The organism is Pseudoalteromonas luteoviolacea NCIMB 1942 (genome assembly GCF_001625595.1).
Classification (GTDB): Bacteria; Pseudomonadota; Gammaproteobacteria; order Enterobacterales; family Alteromonadaceae; genus Pseudoalteromonas; species Pseudoalteromonas luteoviolacea_A.
The window spans coordinates 18,709-34,800 of the sequence record NZ_AUXT01000172.1 but is presented as its reverse complement, the minus strand read 5'-3'; the positions used below and the strand labels follow the sequence as shown (position 1 = coordinate 34,800).

The 16,092-nt window shown below is 40.6% G+C and carries 16 protein-coding genes; 9 read left to right on the top strand and 7 right to left on the bottom strand.

Annotated elements, in window-relative coordinates; genetic code table 11:
- Positions 1–21: 21 nt before the first annotated feature.
- A complete protein-coding gene (fabB, locus tag N482_RS14295) occupies positions 22–1,236 on the top strand; it encodes a beta-ketoacyl-ACP synthase I (protein WP_063377678.1) in 1,215 nt (404 codons plus the stop codon).
- Between the two features lie 258 nt (positions 1,237–1,494).
- Here the strand turns inward: fabB and smpB are convergent, their stop codons facing one another.
- Positions 1,495–1,974 (bottom strand): SsrA-binding protein SmpB, encoded by a 480-nt coding sequence (gene smpB, locus N482_RS14290; RefSeq protein WP_023401520.1) that lies wholly within the window; start codon positions 1,972–1,974, stop codon positions 1,495–1,497.
- 142 nt (positions 1,975–2,116) lie between these two features.
- Between smpB and N482_RS14285 the strand changes: the two genes are divergently transcribed.
- Together N482_RS14285 and N482_RS14280 are read left to right on the top strand one after the other, a co-directional pair.
- The gene (locus tag N482_RS14285; protein WP_063374004.1) at positions 2,117–2,551 is read left to right on the top strand and encodes a type II toxin-antitoxin system RatA family toxin; all 435 of its coding nucleotides are present in this window, start codon (positions 2,117–2,119) and stop codon (positions 2,549–2,551) included.
- A complete protein-coding gene (locus N482_RS14280; RefSeq protein ID WP_063377677.1) occupies positions 2,551–2,865 on the top strand; it encodes an RnfH family protein in 315 nt (104 codons plus the stop codon). Before N482_RS14285 ends, N482_RS14280 begins: the two co-directional genes overlap by 1 nt.
- Before the next feature lie 97 nt (positions 2,866–2,962).
- Here the strand turns inward: N482_RS14280 and N482_RS14275 are convergent, their stop codons facing one another.
- From N482_RS14275 to N482_RS14255, 5 genes are all read right to left on the bottom strand, one after another.
- Positions 2,963–3,397, bottom strand: coding sequence for a DUF2069 domain-containing protein (locus N482_RS14275; protein WP_063377676.1), 435 nt, complete (start codon positions 3,395–3,397; stop codon positions 2,963–2,965).
- Complete coding sequence (gene wrbA, locus N482_RS14270) at positions 3,394–3,948, bottom strand: NAD(P)H:quinone oxidoreductase (RefSeq protein WP_155730595.1); 555 nt, start codon at positions 3,946–3,948, stop codon at positions 3,394–3,396. Before wrbA ends, N482_RS14275 begins: the two co-directional genes overlap by 4 nt.
- Positions 3,949–3,950: 2 nt before the next feature.
- A complete protein-coding gene (gene arsC / locus N482_RS14265) occupies positions 3,951–4,298 on the bottom strand; it encodes an arsenate reductase (glutaredoxin) (RefSeq protein ID WP_063377674.1) in 348 nt (115 codons plus the stop codon).
- Positions 4,299–4,426: 128 nt separating this feature from the next.
- On the bottom strand, positions 4,427–5,878 hold the full coding sequence (locus N482_RS14260) for a M48 family metalloprotease (RefSeq protein ID WP_063377673.1): 1,452 nt from the start codon (positions 5,876–5,878) through the stop codon (positions 4,427–4,429).
- 1 nt (position 5,879) lies between these two features.
- A complete protein-coding gene (locus N482_RS14255; RefSeq protein WP_063377672.1) occupies positions 5,880–6,545 on the bottom strand; it encodes a hypothetical protein in 666 nt (221 codons plus the stop codon).
- Positions 6,546–6,828: 283 nt separating this feature from the next.
- Here N482_RS14255 and N482_RS14250 point away from each other — a divergent pair, with 283 nt between their 5' ends.
- From N482_RS14250 to N482_RS14240, 3 genes are all read left to right on the top strand, one after another.
- Positions 6,829–7,083: a hypothetical protein gene (locus N482_RS14250; RefSeq protein ID WP_155730594.1), complete on the top strand. Its 255-nt coding sequence runs from the start codon at positions 6,829–6,831 to the stop codon at positions 7,081–7,083.
- A complete protein-coding gene (locus N482_RS14245; RefSeq protein ID WP_063377670.1) occupies positions 7,076–8,140 on the top strand; it encodes an AI-2E family transporter in 1,065 nt (354 codons plus the stop codon). The genes N482_RS14250 and N482_RS14245 overlap by 8 nt, the downstream gene beginning before the upstream one ends.
- Positions 8,141–8,287: 147 nt before the next feature.
- A complete protein-coding gene (locus N482_RS14240; RefSeq protein ID WP_081227960.1) occupies positions 8,288–10,288 on the top strand; it encodes an aminotransferase class V-fold PLP-dependent enzyme in 2,001 nt (666 codons plus the stop codon).
- Between the two features lie 16 nt (positions 10,289–10,304).
- Here the strand turns inward: N482_RS14240 and N482_RS14235 are convergent, their stop codons facing one another.
- Positions 10,305–11,366, bottom strand: coding sequence for a LacI family DNA-binding transcriptional regulator (locus tag N482_RS14235; protein WP_063377668.1), 1,062 nt, complete (start codon positions 11,364–11,366; stop codon positions 10,305–10,307).
- Between the two features lie 382 nt (positions 11,367–11,748).
- On the opposite strand from N482_RS14235, the gene pgi reads away from it, so the two are divergent.
- From pgi to pgl, 3 genes are all read left to right on the top strand, one after another.
- Complete coding sequence (gene pgi / locus N482_RS14230; RefSeq protein WP_063377667.1) at positions 11,749–13,395, top strand: glucose-6-phosphate isomerase; 1,647 nt, start codon at positions 11,749–11,751, stop codon at positions 13,393–13,395.
- A gap of 308 nt (positions 13,396–13,703) precedes the next feature.
- Complete coding sequence (gene zwf, locus N482_RS14225) at positions 13,704–15,176, top strand: glucose-6-phosphate dehydrogenase (RefSeq protein ID WP_063377666.1); 1,473 nt, start codon at positions 13,704–13,706, stop codon at positions 15,174–15,176.
- The gene (gene pgl, locus N482_RS14220) at positions 15,176–15,886 is read left to right on the top strand and encodes a 6-phosphogluconolactonase (RefSeq protein WP_063377665.1); all 711 of its coding nucleotides are present in this window, start codon (positions 15,176–15,178) and stop codon (positions 15,884–15,886) included. Before zwf ends, pgl begins: the two co-directional genes overlap by 1 nt.
- Positions 15,887–16,092 lie beyond the last annotated feature (206 nt).

Genomic DNA, 16,092 nt, shown 5'->3' with positions numbered 1-16,092 from the left:
TAAGTCCTAAGGGAATTACCCATGAGAAGAGCCGTTATTACGGGGATCGGTGTTGTATCTAGCATCGGTAACAACAAGCAAGAAGTATTAGAATCTTTGAAAGCGGGTAAAAGTGGTATTGCTTTTAACCAAGAATTTGCAGATATGAATTTACGTAGTAACGTGTCTGGTAAAATTGATATCGACGTAAAATCACTGGTTGATCGTAAAGCGCACCGTTTTATGGGTGATGCTGCTGCGTATTCTTACATTGCAATGGCACAGGCTATTGAAGACTCAGGTTTGAATGAAGAGCAAGTTTCGAACGAACGTACTGGCCTTGTTGTTGGCTCAGGTGGTGGTTCTTCTAAGTACCAAGTTGAAGCAGCAGATATTTTGCGTGAGCGCGGTGTTAAGCGTGTAGGCCCTTACATGGTACCTCGTACTATGGCTAGTACGACGTCTGCATGTCTTGCTACGCCGTTCAAGATTAAAGGCGTCAACTATTCAATCAGCTCTGCATGTGCAACTTCTGCGCACTGTGTAGGACACGCAGTGGAGCAAATCCAGCTTGGAAAACAAGATGTTATCTTTGCAGGTGGCGGTGAAGAACTTCACTGGACTCTAGCAATGGAATTTGATGCGATGGGCGCTCTTTCTACTAAATATAATGAAGAACCAGAAAAAGCGTCTCGTACTTACGATGCAAACCGTGATGGTTTTGTTATCTCAGGTGGCGGTGGCATCATGGTTATCGAAGAATTAGAGCATGCCTTAGCACGTGGTGCACATATCTATGGTGAGATCGTGGGCTACGGCGCGACGTCTGATGGTTATGACATGGTTGCGCCATCTGGTGAAGGTGCTGTACGTTGTATGAAGCAGGCAATGGCGACAGTGGAAGGTGATATCGATTACCTAAATACGCACGGTACTTCAACGCCTGTTGGTGACGTGAAAGAATTAGGCGCAATTCAAGAGCTATTTGGTGATAACTCTCCTGCGATCAGTGCAACTAAAGCGATGACAGGACATGCATTGGGCGCGGCTGGTGTTCATGAAGCTATCTACTCTGTACTAATGCTTGAAAATAACTTTATCACTCCGTCAATTAACATTGACGAGTTAGATGAGCAAGCAAAAGGCTTAGATATCGTAACTGAACGTCGTGACACCGAGTTAAACACCGTAATGTCTAATAGCTTCGGCTTCGGCGGCACCAATGCAACATTGGTTGTGCAAAAATATAAGGGTTAATCCTAACTAGCCCAAAAGGAAAAGCCCGAAAGGGCTTTTTTTTGCTATTCATGATACGCGTATAGCAGGGTCATTCAAAACTACACTTATCAATAATACATAGCGAACCAAAGCTCAATTGGGTATCTCAAGACTTACTAAATACTGCGGCATGATTATTCTAAAGCTGATTGAAATGCAATATTTTGTTTAGTGGTGATGTGGGATAATAAGTAGATTGAGTAGCCACAATGAAATTAGCGGCTACTATGAACAGGTTTAGACTTTATGCTTCATAAGGCGCTCTTTATCTCTAGACCAATCACGGTCTTTGATATCTGCGCGTTTATCATGCATCTTTTTACCTTTAGCAAGGTGAAACTCAAGCTTAACCCAGCATTTCTTCCAGTACATCGCTGTTGCAACCAAGGAAAAGCCATCACGCTCAGTTGCACCGATAAGGCGATCAATCTCGCGCTTATTCAAAAGCAACTTGCGATACCGTAAAGGGTCACATATCACGTGGGTAGAGGCGCTGTTTAATGGCTGAATTTGACTGCCTAACAAAAATGCTTCGCCGTCTTTTAAATGAATATAAGTTTCAGAGATATTAACTTTACCAGCTCGGATGCTTTTCACTTCCCAACCTTGTAGTTCCATACCTGCTTCGAACTTATCGTGTAAAAAATACTCATGACGCGCTTTTTTATTTAACGCGATGGTATTGCTTGTTGATTTATTTGATTTTTTCTTTGCCATAATGGCTTAGTCTACCTACAAATCGAATTGGAAAACAGTGTTATTTAATTTTTATGGCATATTTTCGCCTACAGTGTCTCTGCAAACAAGATAAATCTTAAAAACCTTGGTAAAATCGGTCTGATAAAGGTTTGGAGATCGTATGCCACAAGTAGAAAAAAGTGCATTGGTGATGTACAGCACACAAGAAATGTTTGACCTGGTTAATGATGTAAATGCCTATCCGGATTTCTTACCAAACTGTTCTGGTGCAAAGGTACTAAGTAGTTCGAATGAAGAAATGACAGCCAGTCTAGAAATTACTAAGGCGGGCCTGACTAAGTGGTTTACCACCAAAAATATATTTGAAGGTAATAGGGTCAAAATGCAATTGGTTGACGGACCATTTAAATCTTTGCAAGGTTATTGGGAGTTCGTTGAGTTAGATGAGCAAGCGTGCAAAGTAAACTTAAAGCTTGAGTTTGAGTTCGCGAGCAAATTAATCGAACTTGCATTTGGTAAAGTATTTAATGAAGTTGCAAAAAATATGGTCTCAGCATTTACCCAGCGTGCTAAGTCTGTGTATGGAGTTAGATAATGATAAAAGTGGAAGTTGTTTTTGCATTACCTGACAAAGCAACAACTGTGACGGTGGATGTTGCCGAAGGCACATCAGCAGAACAAGTCGTCTTGCAGTCAGGGATTTTAGAACGTTGTCCAGAAATAGAATCAACTAATTTAAGTTTGGGTATTTGGAACAGAACAGTTAAATTGCATCAAGTTGTTAAAGAGGGAGATAGAATCGAAGTTTACCGCCCTCTGATTGCTGATCCAAAAGAAGCGAGAAGAAGACGCGCCGACAAGGCAAAAGAAGAAGGGCGTGCAAATAAAATAACTGGTGGCAGAGCCTAACTATATAGACGTCACTATTATTGCTATTGAGAAAAGCCACGCGAGTACGTGGCTTTTTAGTATTAGTTCGAACAAAAAGTTAGATCGATGATTGCCATTAACTCTCGTTTTTATGAGCTGATTTTTCATCAGCTAAGTCTTCTTTCAATTTACGTATTTTAAGGCCCAACTCCTGTCCACGATGACGTGCATAATAAGTACAGCCGATAAACATACAAGTAGAAAAAAGGAGTTCTAGGAGTACCCAGACAAGTTCGTCGCTTGCAATCCAAAGTAAAGTAAAACCATGGATAAAATAAATCAGCACGATGAAGTTGGCCCACGCAAACGTGTATGGTTTGTCTTTGAGAATGCCTCTAAGCGGTAAAAGTAGTGGCAATATATATACCACAAACATAAAACCGATGCTGTGCCCTTCTCTTGGCGAGATAAAAAACAGCCATAGTGGCATTAAGGTTAATAAACCGATATAGCCGAATAGGGCGAGTTTATAAAACAATTTTGTTGTAGGTTGCTTTGGGATCTGGCTCATAATAACTTTTTAGATACGTTGAAAAGGCGCTTAGCTATGGCCCTACAGATTTTAACTTCGGTCTCTGTTAGCTCTGGGCTATTATCCATTCCAGCTACGTGGCTTGCACCATAAGGTGTTCCACCACTTGTTGTAGACAGCAATTCTGGTACGTCATAAGGTACTCCCATTAACATCATGCCATGATGGAGTAATGGTAAAGACAAGTTCAACAAGGTTGCTTCATTTCCGCCATGCATACTGCTGGAGGAAGAAAATACACATGCAGGTTTGTCTATAAGCTGTCCCTTTAACCATAGATCACTGGTAGTTTCCCAAAACGTTTTAGCTTGGGCTGCCATCATGCCAAAACGTGTTGGTGAGCCAAACGCAAGACCATCACATTCTATTAAATCTTGTTTTGTCACGACAACGTCGTGAGCTTGCCTTTGCACAAAAGTGCGCAACCTTACCTCAGCGCCAAGCGCGCTGAGTGTATCGTAAATTTCATTCGCCATTGCAGATACAGAGCCCTGGCTGGAATGATAAAGAACTAGAATTACCGGCATAATATTTAAATGATCTCTAACACAGATTCTGGCGGACGGCCCAAAGCTGCTTTCTCACCTTTTACCACTATTGGACGCTCAATAAGTTTAGGGTTTTTAATCATAGCTTTTCGAAGCGTTTGTTCATCGCTATCTTTGCTCAGCCCTAACTCTTTGTATATGGTTTCTTTGTTTCGTACCAACTGATGTGCAGATTCAAACCCAAGTTTTGAGATCAGTGAATCTAAAGTAGCTGCGTCGACAGGTGTTTTTAAATATTCAACCACTTCAGGTTGAATTGAGTTTTCTTCTAGTAACGTAAGTGTTTGTCTAGACTTAGAGCAGCGAGGGTTGTGATAAATAATGACAGACATAAGAATCCCTTAATAAGCGAATTTGTTTTTTCTAATTGAGTGAGATTGTATCTTAACAAAATCATACTGCCTAACATTTATGATGAGTTAAATTACATCAACTGGATTGTTAGGCAGTAAATGGTGGTTTAGAACTGTGCTAACTCTTTTTGCATATTTCGGTAGTTTGCGAGTAGAGCCTTCAATCTAAGCCGTTTAATCTCGTCTTCTTTTTCAACGAAGTTTAGCGCTTTTTGAACTTCGTCTGCCGCTTTCATGAATGCGCCATAATGTGATAACAAACTAGCATTAGCTTCATGATAGGCTGCTTTATCTTCGCTGAGCTTGTAGGTATCAGTTAGCAGTTGTTTTGCAAGTACGTGATTTGGTTTATCAAGCAAAAACACTTTCAACAATTGTTCTGCTTTGCTGTACTGCTCTGCTTTAATCGCGATGTTTGCCAAATTAAGTGTTATGACCTGATTGTTCGGCCTAAGCTGATGCTTTTTATCAAGCAGCTCAATCGCATCGCCATATTTTTCTTGACCAATTTTAATGTCGGTATACACATCTAAAAAAAACAAGTTATTAGGCTTTGATGCCAGTAACTTTTTAATAAGTGCTTCTGCTTGTTGATACTTATCTTGATCGAGCAAAGCAATGGCAAGACCGTACTGTAAAGCACTTTTATCAAGCGCAGAACTTGTTCTTAATTGGTTTTCAAAGAAAGTTTGGGCGTCCGCTTCTCTCATATGGTAGCGAGCCATGACTCGGCTTTTAGCGTAATGGAAGTCGTCGCTACTTTGGACGTATCTCTTAGGGTATTGTTGCGCACGAAGGCGCACGTCTGAAACTCGAGACTCAGGGAGTGGGTGCGTCAGTAGAAACGCGGGGGGCTTATTTTGAAACCTCACTTGCGCAGCAAGCTTGGTTAAAAACTCACTGGCCGCGTATGGATCGTAACCGGCTCTTTCAAGAGTTTGCATACCAAACCGGTCAGCTTCTCGTTCAGCTTTACGGCTATGTGTTAGTTGACTCAATGAGGCTTGTGTACTGTTTGCAGCAAGAATTGCCATGCCTGCGTCAGGAGCGACTACGGTTGCCAAAATTCCGGTAATTAAGCCTGCAATTGTAAGTGCACTGTTGTCTTTGGCTTGCTGAATTCGTCTCGCCAAATGTCGCTGAGTTACGTGGGCAATTTCGTGTCCCAAGACCGAAGCAAGTTGGCTTTCGTTGTCTGACTGGGCAAGTAGACCGGTATGGACCCCAACATGACCGCCGTAGAATGCAAATGCATTAATGGCTTTATTGTCTAACCAAAAAAACGCAAAGGGAAACCTAACATCATTTGCACTAGCGACAAGTTTGTTACCTAACGTGGTTAAATATTCATCCAGAACAGGATCTTGTACTAATGGAGAACCAGAGCGTATTTGCATCATCATGACGTCGCCGATGAGTCGCTCTTTCTCAATTGGTAATACTTGCACTGCAGATGTACCAAGGTCTGGTAACTTAAAATCGGACTTTGCCTGGCTAGCAGCAGAAAAACTCAGAGAGAGGGCACACAAAGTGGTTACAATTGCTTTTTTAAATTGCATTCTAGTCCTTCTTTAATTCATCGCCGAGCATGATTTTTGCGAGGTTGATTTCATCTTCGCATGCTCTGGCGTCTTTCTCACATAACATATAAAAATCTTTAATTGAGACCCCATCAACACACACAACGTTCAATTCTCTTTTCAAAAGAGAGATAGTTTGATGGACAACTTTGTGTGCATGGAGGATAAGTGCCTTGTCTGCAATATCCCCTCGTTCAAAATAAAACCTAATAAATTTATGTAGTTGGCTAAAGCGTATTAACGTCTTCATAGCGTGGGGATCCCACACATTAAACTCCAAAAACTTGTTATCTTTAAGGTAGGTGTCGACTTTTACGTTACGTGCTATTGGGTAAGCCCAGAGTTCGAATCCTCTTTCTGTAAAAACTTGATTTAAATGGATTTTTGGAGCGCCTTCACAATGGATGATACCATTATCATCCTCGTACCCATCTAGCAGGTGTAAATTCCAATTTCGTTTATCAATCAGACGCTTGATTGCATTATCAAAGCCATGCTGAAAAATACCTTCACTCTCACTAACTGAAGAAGCAACAAGGTGGTAAAAAGGAGGAAGCTCACCCCAATTGATTTGTTTTTTGTACCAATTGATCTCTTTTAATGTTGGGTTAGCCGGCAAACGTGCCTTATTATTTGCTCGTGGCATGTGGTTTCCCGTAATGCTTGTTGTATCTATAAGAATAAACCATTGCCTAGATACAAGCCATAGAAAGAAAGTTTAATTATTACCTAAACGTACAATTTATTGCTTGCCACCAAGTGCTTATATACTCTATAAAGCTGATTGTGTTTTATTACATACAAATATAGAGACTTTGCTTTTATATCAGGTATGTAGAATAAATTTAACCAATAGTTGTAAATTGTGATTTTTAGGTTAATTCTAACGTTTGCGCTATTAATTTTTGATAGGGCTTGGGAGTGCATTTTTGCATATCGATAATATGAATGAACAAAATATCTATGCAGTAGATCTTCGACGCTATGAATGTCCGCAATTATTTGTCCAGTTTAAGTGGCAGTTAAGAACCAACAGAGATCATGTTGGTGTAATCAGGTTTAGCTATAGTAAAGAACAGGATATAAGCGACGTGATAAGATATTTAGAAAGTCAAAAAATGAGCTTTTCGGTGACAACCGACAGTAATATAAATTTCATAGAGGTGCACAGCACGGATGTTTGAACTTATTAAATCTTGGTATCAAGATAAATTCTCTGATCCTGATTCGGTCACTTTACTGCTCCTATTGTTATTTACCGGGACCATGCTGTATTTTTTTGGCGCTTTTGTTATTCCTGTACTTGTCGCACTGGTCATAGCTTATTTACTGGATTGGCCTGTAACAAGGTTGCAAAGAGTACTTCCAAGTCGAATTATGTCAACAAACATAGTGATGCTAGGATTTATTGGTGTGGTACTGGCATTGTTGTTGGTGATTGTGCCTGTGTTGTGGTCGCAAACAAGTAATCTAGTTCAAGAAGCGCCCAGTATGATAGAAAAAGGCAAAGACTATTTACTCCATTTGCCTGACAACTATCCAAACCTGATTTCGGTTCAACAGGTTCAAAATATTGTTGCAGCAGTTGAAAGTAAAGTAGTCGCGCTGGGGGAGTTAATTGTTTCTGTATCTTTGACATCCATTAAGGATTTTGTTGCATGGTTGATCTACCTTATTTTAGTACCATTACTTGTATTCTTTATGCTCAAAGACAAGGAGCCTTTAACCTCGGGCATTAAGCAGCTGGTCCCAAAAGATCGTCGTTTGATTACGCAAGTTTGGGAAGAAATGGATCACCAAATCATGAATTATATTCGTGGTAAAGTTATTGAGATTGTGATAGTGGGTGGGACAAGTTTTATTGCTTTTGCAGTGCTTGAGTTGAGATATGCGGCTTTATTAGGAACCTTAGTAGGGCTATCTGTATTAATTCCCTTTATTGGGGCGGCCTTAGTAACTATTCCTGTAGCCGCCGTCGCGTTATTCCAATTCGGTATTGCGCCAGAGTTTTGGACCATTCTAATAGTATACGGCATTATTCAGGCCCTAGATGGGAACTTACTTGTTCCGCTTTTATTCTCGGAAGCAGTTGATTTAAACCCTGTTTATATAATTGTTGCAGTGTTGTTTTTTGGTGGACTATGGGGTTTTTGGGGAGTGTTTTTCGCGATACCACTGGCATCCTTAGTCAAGGCTCTTGGAAACGCTTGGTCAACCAGCCACAACAAACAATTAAGCTAAACATAAGCATTTAACAAAGGGGCATTTGCCCCTTTTTGATCGATATTAAATATATACCTCTAACTTTCTTGGAAAAATCGGCTTAACTAAGTGATAACTACTGTGTAAAATGAAATAACATATTTCATTTAGTTATAAGTTGTGCCAGTGAATCAACCCCCTTCATTACAGCCCATTTACTTGGATGCCAATGCCACGACCCCCGTCTTAGAGCCCATCGCAACGAGTGTGATGAGTGTAATGCTGGCAGATTTTGGAAACCCATCAAGTGCACATGTTACAGGTGTTAAAGCTAAGCGTTTGTTAGAGGAAACACGCGCACTGGGGCTTGAAATAATTGGCACGCAATCAGGTGAACTGCTGTTTACATCAGGTGCAACCGAAGGAATTCAAACAGCTGTTGTGTCGGCAATTAGTGACTACCTTCAAAGCGAACAGCTGCATTACGACTCACCAGTACTACTTTATGGCGCGACTGAGCACAAAGCAGTGCCTAATACGCTCATTCATTGGAATAAAATGCTGGGGCTCAATGCGCGTATTTTAGAAATACCAGTCGACAAAGTGGGCTTATTAGACCATAACTTTATCGCTGAGCATGCACATCAAGCCGTGATGATTTGTACTATGGCGGTTAATAATGAAACGGGTGTAAAACAAGATCTAAAGTTACTAGAAGATACAATTAGAGCTGTAAATACTGATGTGGCTTGGTTAGTGGACTGTGTACAAGCCTTGGGGAAAGTCCCGTTAAATATGGATACAATCTCTATAGATTATGCACCATTTTCAGGGCATAAACTTTACGCACCTAAAGGAGTGGGCTTTTTGTACATTCGCAATGGGCGGCCGTATACCCCTTTTATTGCGGGTGGTGGGCAAGAATCAGGAATGCGCTCTGGTACCGAAAATTTACCAGGCATTGCAGGATTAAAAGCACTGTTTGAAATCTTGATGAGTAAGAGTGCCCTGTTTAAATCAGGTGAGCAGTTGCAACAACATCGCCTATTATTGGTTGAGGCATTAAATGATACGTTTGAAGACGTATCTTATCATAGCGATCCTGAGCTTAGCGTTTCGACAACAATTAACTTTTCTGTAGCCTATCTAACTAACAAAGAAGTGATGGATTTATTTGATGCGGCAGGGATCAGAGTTAGTGGAGGATCCGCATGCAGCGCGGGTGCATCGAGCAGCTTTGTGCTAGAAGCGATGGGGTTAACACGTTGGCAATGCGAAAATGCAGTAAGGCTGTCTTTTGGTCCTGCTGATGATTTTGAGTTTATTACGAATGCCTGCTCTGCGATACGCTGTTTGAAGCCGTCACTGCAAAAACTATACTTAAAGAATAATGAGAAGAGGTCAGCAAAGCGCGTTAATTACATTGGACTAACGCAGTTAGAGTGCGACAGCCAAAGCTGCTGGCTGTTCGTAACAGAAGATTTTGAGGCGATTGTTTACAACCCGATTGAAAGTGTCATTCAAAAACTTTCACGCATTATTTTATCTCAAAACCTAACCTGTACAGCTATTCTTTTGAAACAAGATTCAGTAAAGCAACAACATGCGAGAGAACGCTTGCTTTCTGTGTTAGAGGTAAGCAATGAGACTAACTATAGAGAAATACCGACTTGTCAAAAGTGGAACTTGAAACGAGAAGAATCAGAGCAGTCGCTGAGTTATGTATTGCGATTTACAAATGGTAAAAGGATTAGATTTGCAGAGAAAGCTCAAGCAGAATCGTCTTCACACGAAGCCCTATTCACGCCTCGCGGTGCAGGTTTTGACTTGGTGACCGAAAAAACGGGTTTAAACAAGCTCAAGCCAATCGAGATTAACTCTGTTGAAGAAGCTAAAAGTTGGTTATCTCAATTTGAAGGGGTCGTTTTAGATGTGAGGGACTTAGTGGAACACGAAGCGTCTAAAGAACATGTTAAAGCCCTGTTTGGAATGGGAGACAGCCCTAGCTTTATAAATATTCCAAGAAGTCGCCTCGCCAATGAACTTCTAGAAAAACGGTTGAATGAACATACGCCCTATCTACTGATATGCCGCACAGGTACTCGCTCAAAAAAGGCACAAGAAACACTAATAAAGTTAGGTTTTAAGCATGTTGCGAATTTAAGCGATGGGTTGGCGCTGGTTTAATAGCGCCATGCGGAGATTATTTAGGGGCAGGGCCTGTACTTTCTCGAATAACAACCGAGGGTGTAAATGTGGTTATGATGTCTTTGTCATGGGAACGACTGCCTCTTGTTTTAGAAAATAGCAAACGAGCAGCATGTTCAGAAATAACGCTGTTTGCTTGGTGAGCAGTCGTCAGTTTTGGCCAAGTTTGTCTAGAGAATGGAGAGTCCTCAAACCCTGATATAGATAGCTGCTCAGGAATCGCAATATTCATTAGTCGAGACGCAAATAACGCACCAGCAGCAATTTCATCATTCCCGCCCAAAATTGCTGTAATGCCAGACTCGTTATTATTTTTTAGCAGCGCTTTTGCACCCTCTACACCAGATTCAAAAGAGTAGGTTCCGCCATATACAAGTGCATCATTAAATTCGAGTTGGTTGTCATCTAATGCTTGCTTATAGCCTGCCAATCGTTCAGTTGTTGATTTGTGTTCTGCATCACCGCATGCAAATGCAATAGTCTTATGCCCTAAGTTAATTAAATGCTCGGTGATTTCGTAGGCTGCGGCATAGTCATCAACATAAATACAGTTGTTGTGTCTATGCTCTGCTGTTGACCCTTGTTCTTTTTCAGGGTCATTATTTTGACCTGAAAGAAGTCTTACGTATGTAATACCAAGGTCGTCAAGCATCTGTATGATGTGCTTTTGTTCTGAAAGAGGTGGAGTAAGAACTAGTCCAGCAAGTCTTGAACGCTGGATCATCGTTGCGATTTCTTGCTGCATATCAGGGTCACTGGCAGAGCAGGGGTGTATGACTAGCTCATAGCCCTCTTCTTTACATCTTGAAAGCACACCATTTTGCATGTCGATAATATAGTAGGCGTTTGGGTTATCATAGACTAATCCGATAGCAAATGAAGACGTACCTGCTAAGTTTCGCGCAGCGGTATTCGGCTGATAATTCAGCTCTTTTACGGCCTGCATAACTATATCGTAGGTTTTCTTTCTAACCGAAGGTTCTTTATTTATAACCCTAGATACTGTCTTCATTGATACGCCTGCATGTTTAGCGACGTCGTTGATGGTTACTTTCATTTTTTTTCTTCTATGAGATCACAAGGCGTTTTGTATCGCCAAAATATGGGTAACTGCGGTTTAGCCTCAAAAACAGTGGGCTTCACACTCGAAACGAATGACACGTTTAATTATTTAAACGCAATATAGTATATTTCCGCTTTTCAGGAAACGATCAAATTAACTTGATTAGTATTGTGCGTTAATTTTAACCACAACTGAATATCTCTAAAATATTTTATGATACCGGTGTCAAAAATTAAAAAATCGGTTATCATAAAGAAAGTAAAATGAGAAACATGAAGTTTGACAGCGTTGTCATTTTAACTTATGGTTAACGCTCGATTATGTTTATTGTGTGCAGGTTTTGTATTTTGCAGACAATCATCGCTAGGGGAAAATTATGAATTGCCGTACATCGTTACAAAGTTGGCAAGCATTAACTACATCGTCAGAAAGACTAAAAAAACAGCATCTAAAAACACTTTTTGACAATGACTCAGGACGTTTTGATAAATTTTCTAGACATATTCCCGGGGTACTTTTTGATTTCTCTAAACAACTGTTAGACGACTCTACGTTCGAACAGTTAATAAACCTAGCGAAAGAATCAGATTTAGCTTCTTGGCGTGATAAAATGTTCTCTGGTGAAAAGATAAACTTCACCGAAGACCGTGCTGTGCTGCATGTTGCGCTTAGAAATAGAGCTGGCACCCCAATTCTTGTAGATGGTGTTAATGTAACTGAACAAGTTCAGTCAGAATTGGATAAAATTAAAGGTTTTTCAGATCGCGTTAGAAGCGGTGAGTGGAAAGGCTACACTGGCAAAGCAGTCAAAGATGTGGTTGCGATCGGTGTTGGGGGCTCGAATTTAGGGCCTCAAATGGTTACTGAAGCTCTAAGTGCATACTCAGATGAAACGCTAAATGTTCACTACGTTTCTAATGTAGATGGTGTGCAGTTAGCGCAAGTATTGAAAAAAATAGACGCAGAAACGACGCTGTTTGTTATCTCGTCAAAAACATTCACAACTTCTGAAACGATGAATAATGCGCTTTCGTCTGTAAGTTGGTTTTTGGAAAGCGCACAAGAAAAAAGTGCGATTGCGAAGCATTTTGTTGCTGTTAGTACCAACCTAGAAAAAACGCGTGAATTCGGCATTGCAGACGAAAATGTCTTTACTATGTGGGACTGGGTGGGCGGTCGTTTTTCGCTATGGAGTGCAATTGGTTTACCAATCGCTTTGTATCTAGGTTTTGATAAATTTATTGAAGTGCTTGAAGGTGCTTTTGAGGTCGACGAGCATTTCAAAACAGCAGAATTTGAGCATAACTTGCCGTTGATTATGGCCTTGTTAAGCGTTTGGAATACCAGCTTTTTAGGGCATACATCTCAGGCTATATTACCTTATGATCAGGCTCTTCACATGCTCCCTGCTTATTTACAGCAAGGTGAGATGGAAAGTAATGGTAAACATGTAACATTTGATGGTCAGACTGTACCATATACAACTGTGCCAATTATTTGGGGCATGACAGGAATTAACGGTCAACATGCATTTTATCAATGTTTACATCAAGGTAACGTAATTGTACCAGCAGATTTTATTGCATCAGTCGAGCCGCAAATCGCGTTAGGCAAACATCATGATGTATTGTTGTCTAATTTCTTTGCGCAGACAGAAGCAATGATGGCTGGTGTAAATGAAGAGCAGGTGCGCGCCGATTTACTTGCAAAGGGTAAATCTGAGCAAGAAATCGAAGAACTTGTGGTGCATAAAATACATCAGGGTAATCGTCCAACAACATCGATTGTTCTAGATAAAGTAGATGCAAAAGCGGTGGGTAGATTGATTGCAATGTACGAGCACAAAATATTCTGCCAAGGCATCATTTTGAGTGTATGTTCTTTTGATCAGTGGGGTGTTGAGCTTGGTAAAGGGTTGGCAAATAATATTGAAGCTGAACTTACACAAGACAATGTTGCTCACAAACACGATAGTTCGACGTCTGGTTTGATTGCTTACTACAAACAACAGAGAGATAAATAATCAAGTTGTTTCAAGACGACTTGGTATGTAAAGAATACCTTTGAACGGGTAGCGCTGGAGTACTTAGGGCCTGTATTTTTGTGAGAGGAATTACAGAGCCCCTAAGACTCATTTTAAAACTAATTTGAATACAACTTACTTAATTTGCTTTTCCACATAATTGTAAGTAAGTAAAATAATCTGCGAACGAATTCAAACCTAAAAGAAGTAGAGTTTGGTCTATTCAGCATTGAACACCAAACGGTTTTGATTATCGCGCGTGTTCTCTTCACACTATGATCGCGCGCCTAACCTTGTGAGATATAATTATGCTTAATCCTTTTGATATCGTAATTTTTGGTGGGGGCGGTGACTTAGCGTTGAGAAAATTGTTGCCCGCAATGTATAGAGCATATCAAGAAGGCAATTTGCCTCAGGGTACCCGCATATTGCCGACTGTTCGAGAAGAAAGTAAAAAAAATGAATATATAGATACGGCACATAAAGCACTTCAAGAATACCTAGGCAGCGGTGAATATAACAATAAAGATTGGAATGAATTTGCCAAGTTCCTTGTACCTGTTGTGGTAAATGTTACGGAAGCAGACGACAACTGGGACTTACTAAGAGAAATACTCGCGTCAGAAGACGAAGACAAATCTCGAGTATTCTACTTATCCCTTCCTCCTGCTGTGTATGGCACATGTTGTGAACTTCTTTCTAAGAAATCCCTCATTTCTAAAAACTCTCGTGTAGTTGTTGAAAAACCAATTGGCTACTGTGGTGAGTCAGCGGAAGAAATTAACGCTAAAATAGCGGAGTATTTTACAGAAGAACAAATATTCAGGATTGACCATTATCTTGGAAAAGAAACGGTTCAAAATCTTATGGCGTTGAGGTTCTCAAATGTTTTATTTGAAAACTTATGGGACGCTAAAACCATCGACAACATTCAAATTAGTATTTCGGAGACTGTTGGCTTAGAAAGTAGAGCCGGTTTCTATGACAAAGCCGGTGCACTTCGCGATATGGTACAAAATCACCTGTTGCAGCTACTGTGCCTTGTTGCTATGGAGTCTCCTCATAAGCTCAATGCGAACAGCATACGCAATGAAAAACTAAAAGTTTTGGAAGCGCTACGACCATTGGCCAATGAGTTAGTCGACGAAAATGTGGTTAGAGGCCAATACGTGCCGGGCGACTTAAATGGCAATCTTGTGCCTGGTTACTTAGAAGAGCTTGGCGAAGGTTCAAGTACGACAGAGACATTTGTTGCGATCCGAGCGCACATTGAAAATTGGCGTTGGTCAGGTGTTCCTTTTTATCTGCGTACAGGTAAACGTATGAAGCAGCGCTGTGCTGAAATTGTCGTTGAATATAAGCCTGTATCTCACAATGTCTACGATGATAAAGTTGGACCTATTTTACCTAATAGACTGATTATCAGATTGCAACCAGAAGAAAGCATCCAGCTCACACTGATGTCTAAGCGGTTAGATAACCTCGATATGCAGCTAGAGCCAGTGACGCTAAATATAGAATTGAGTGAGAAATACAGCAATGGATTCCACTCTGATGCATACAAGCGCCTAATGCTAGACGCTGCCGCTAACAACCCTTCTTTATTCATCCATAGGGATGAAGTTAGACAAGCTTGGAAATGGATTGACCCGATCATTGCTAGATGGCAAGAGAAGGGCACCCCAGCACTATATCGTGCAGGCTCTTGGGGTCCTGAATCAGCTGATGAGTTACTTGCAGAGAAAAACCACGCTTGGTTCAATGTTGGAGAAAACAACTAATGGCACTGTTAAACGAAAAATTCTTTGACTCGAAAGATGAAATGACTGAGCATTTAGCGTCTCTTCTAGAAGATACTCTCAGCACTGCACTTCAATTAGATGGTAAGGCGAGTATACTGGTTTCCGGTGGTTCATCACCTGCACCTGCATACAAGCGTCTATCAAATTTGGATCTTGACTGGAGTAAAGTAACGGTTGCGATGGTTGATGAAAGGTGGGTCGAAACGACTCATGAAAAGTCAAACGAAGCATTTATTAATTCAACGTTATTGCAAAACAATGCATCCAAGGCAGACTTCGTAACTATGAAAAATAGTACTGAGTCCGCAGAGCTTGGCCAAGCTGCTGTTGAGAGTGAGTACCAATCTTTGAAGCAGCCTTTTGATGTTACTATTTTAGGTATGGGCCCGGATGGGCATACAGCTTCTTTGTTCCCTAATGCCAGCGGTTTAGAGTCAGCATTGCAGACCGAACAGCTTGTTTGTGCAATCAATGCAATTAAAAGTGAAGTCACCGGAAGTATTACGGAACGAATGAGTTTATCGCTCAATGGTATCGCGAATACAAAACACGCAATCTTGTTGATAAGCGGTGATGCAAAGCGTGAAATCTATGAGGAAGCTAAACAACCTGGTTCTGAATTTGATATTCCGTTAAGGGCAGTTTTGGGCTTACCCGATTTAAACCTAAGCGTGTTTTGGTGCCCATAAGTGTAATATACAAAAAAAGCACCTTGGTTGGGTGCTTTTTCTCTCTTCTTCTCTACACAAAAAATCTTTTCACAACTTTTCGTCTTTTGCGTCTTTTAAGTACAACTTGTTATTAGTCTTTTGTACTGTGCATACCAACTTATTGAGTCAATTTCGTACCTATTACTGATTTAATTATTTTTGTGCCTTATTATTTACATACTTTA

Excerpts from the sequence above, each read along its gene's own strand:
- pgl (WP_063377665.1), top strand. The coding sequence starts at position 15,176 with ATGGCACTGTTAAACGAAAAATTCTTTGACTCGAAAGATGAAATGACT.
- N482_RS14245 (WP_063377670.1), top strand. The coding sequence starts at position 7,076 with ATGTTTGAACTTATTAAATCTTGGTATCAAGATAAATTCTCTGATCCT.
- pgi (WP_063377667.1), top strand. The coding sequence starts at position 11,749 with ATGAATTGCCGTACATCGTTACAAAGTTGGCAAGCATTAACTACATCG.
- N482_RS14285 (WP_063374004.1), top strand. The coding sequence starts at position 2,117 with ATGCCACAAGTAGAAAAAAGTGCATTGGTGATGTACAGCACACAAGAA.
- N482_RS14275 (WP_063377676.1), bottom strand. The coding sequence starts at position 3,397 with ATGAGCCAGATCCCAAAGCAACCTACAACAAAATTGTTTTATAAACTC.
- zwf (WP_063377666.1), top strand. The coding sequence starts at position 13,704 with ATGCTTAATCCTTTTGATATCGTAATTTTTGGTGGGGGCGGTGACTTA.
- N482_RS14280 (WP_063377677.1), top strand. The coding sequence starts at position 2,551 with ATGATAAAAGTGGAAGTTGTTTTTGCATTACCTGACAAAGCAACAACT.
- smpB (WP_023401520.1), bottom strand. The coding sequence starts at position 1,974 with ATGGCAAAGAAAAAATCAAATAAATCAACAAGCAATACCATCGCGTTA.
- N482_RS14255 (WP_063377672.1), bottom strand. The coding sequence starts at position 6,545 with ATGCCACGAGCAAATAATAAGGCACGTTTGCCGGCTAACCCAACATTA.
- N482_RS14235 (WP_063377668.1), bottom strand. The coding sequence starts at position 11,366 with ATGAAAGTAACCATCAACGACGTCGCTAAACATGCAGGCGTATCAATG.
- N482_RS14260 (WP_063377673.1), bottom strand. The coding sequence starts at position 5,878 with ATGCAATTTAAAAAAGCAATTGTAACCACTTTGTGTGCCCTCTCTCTG.
- arsC (WP_063377674.1), bottom strand. The coding sequence starts at position 4,298 with ATGTCTGTCATTATTTATCACAACCCTCGCTGCTCTAAGTCTAGACAA.
- fabB (WP_063377678.1), top strand. The coding sequence starts at position 22 with ATGAGAAGAGCCGTTATTACGGGGATCGGTGTTGTATCTAGCATCGGT.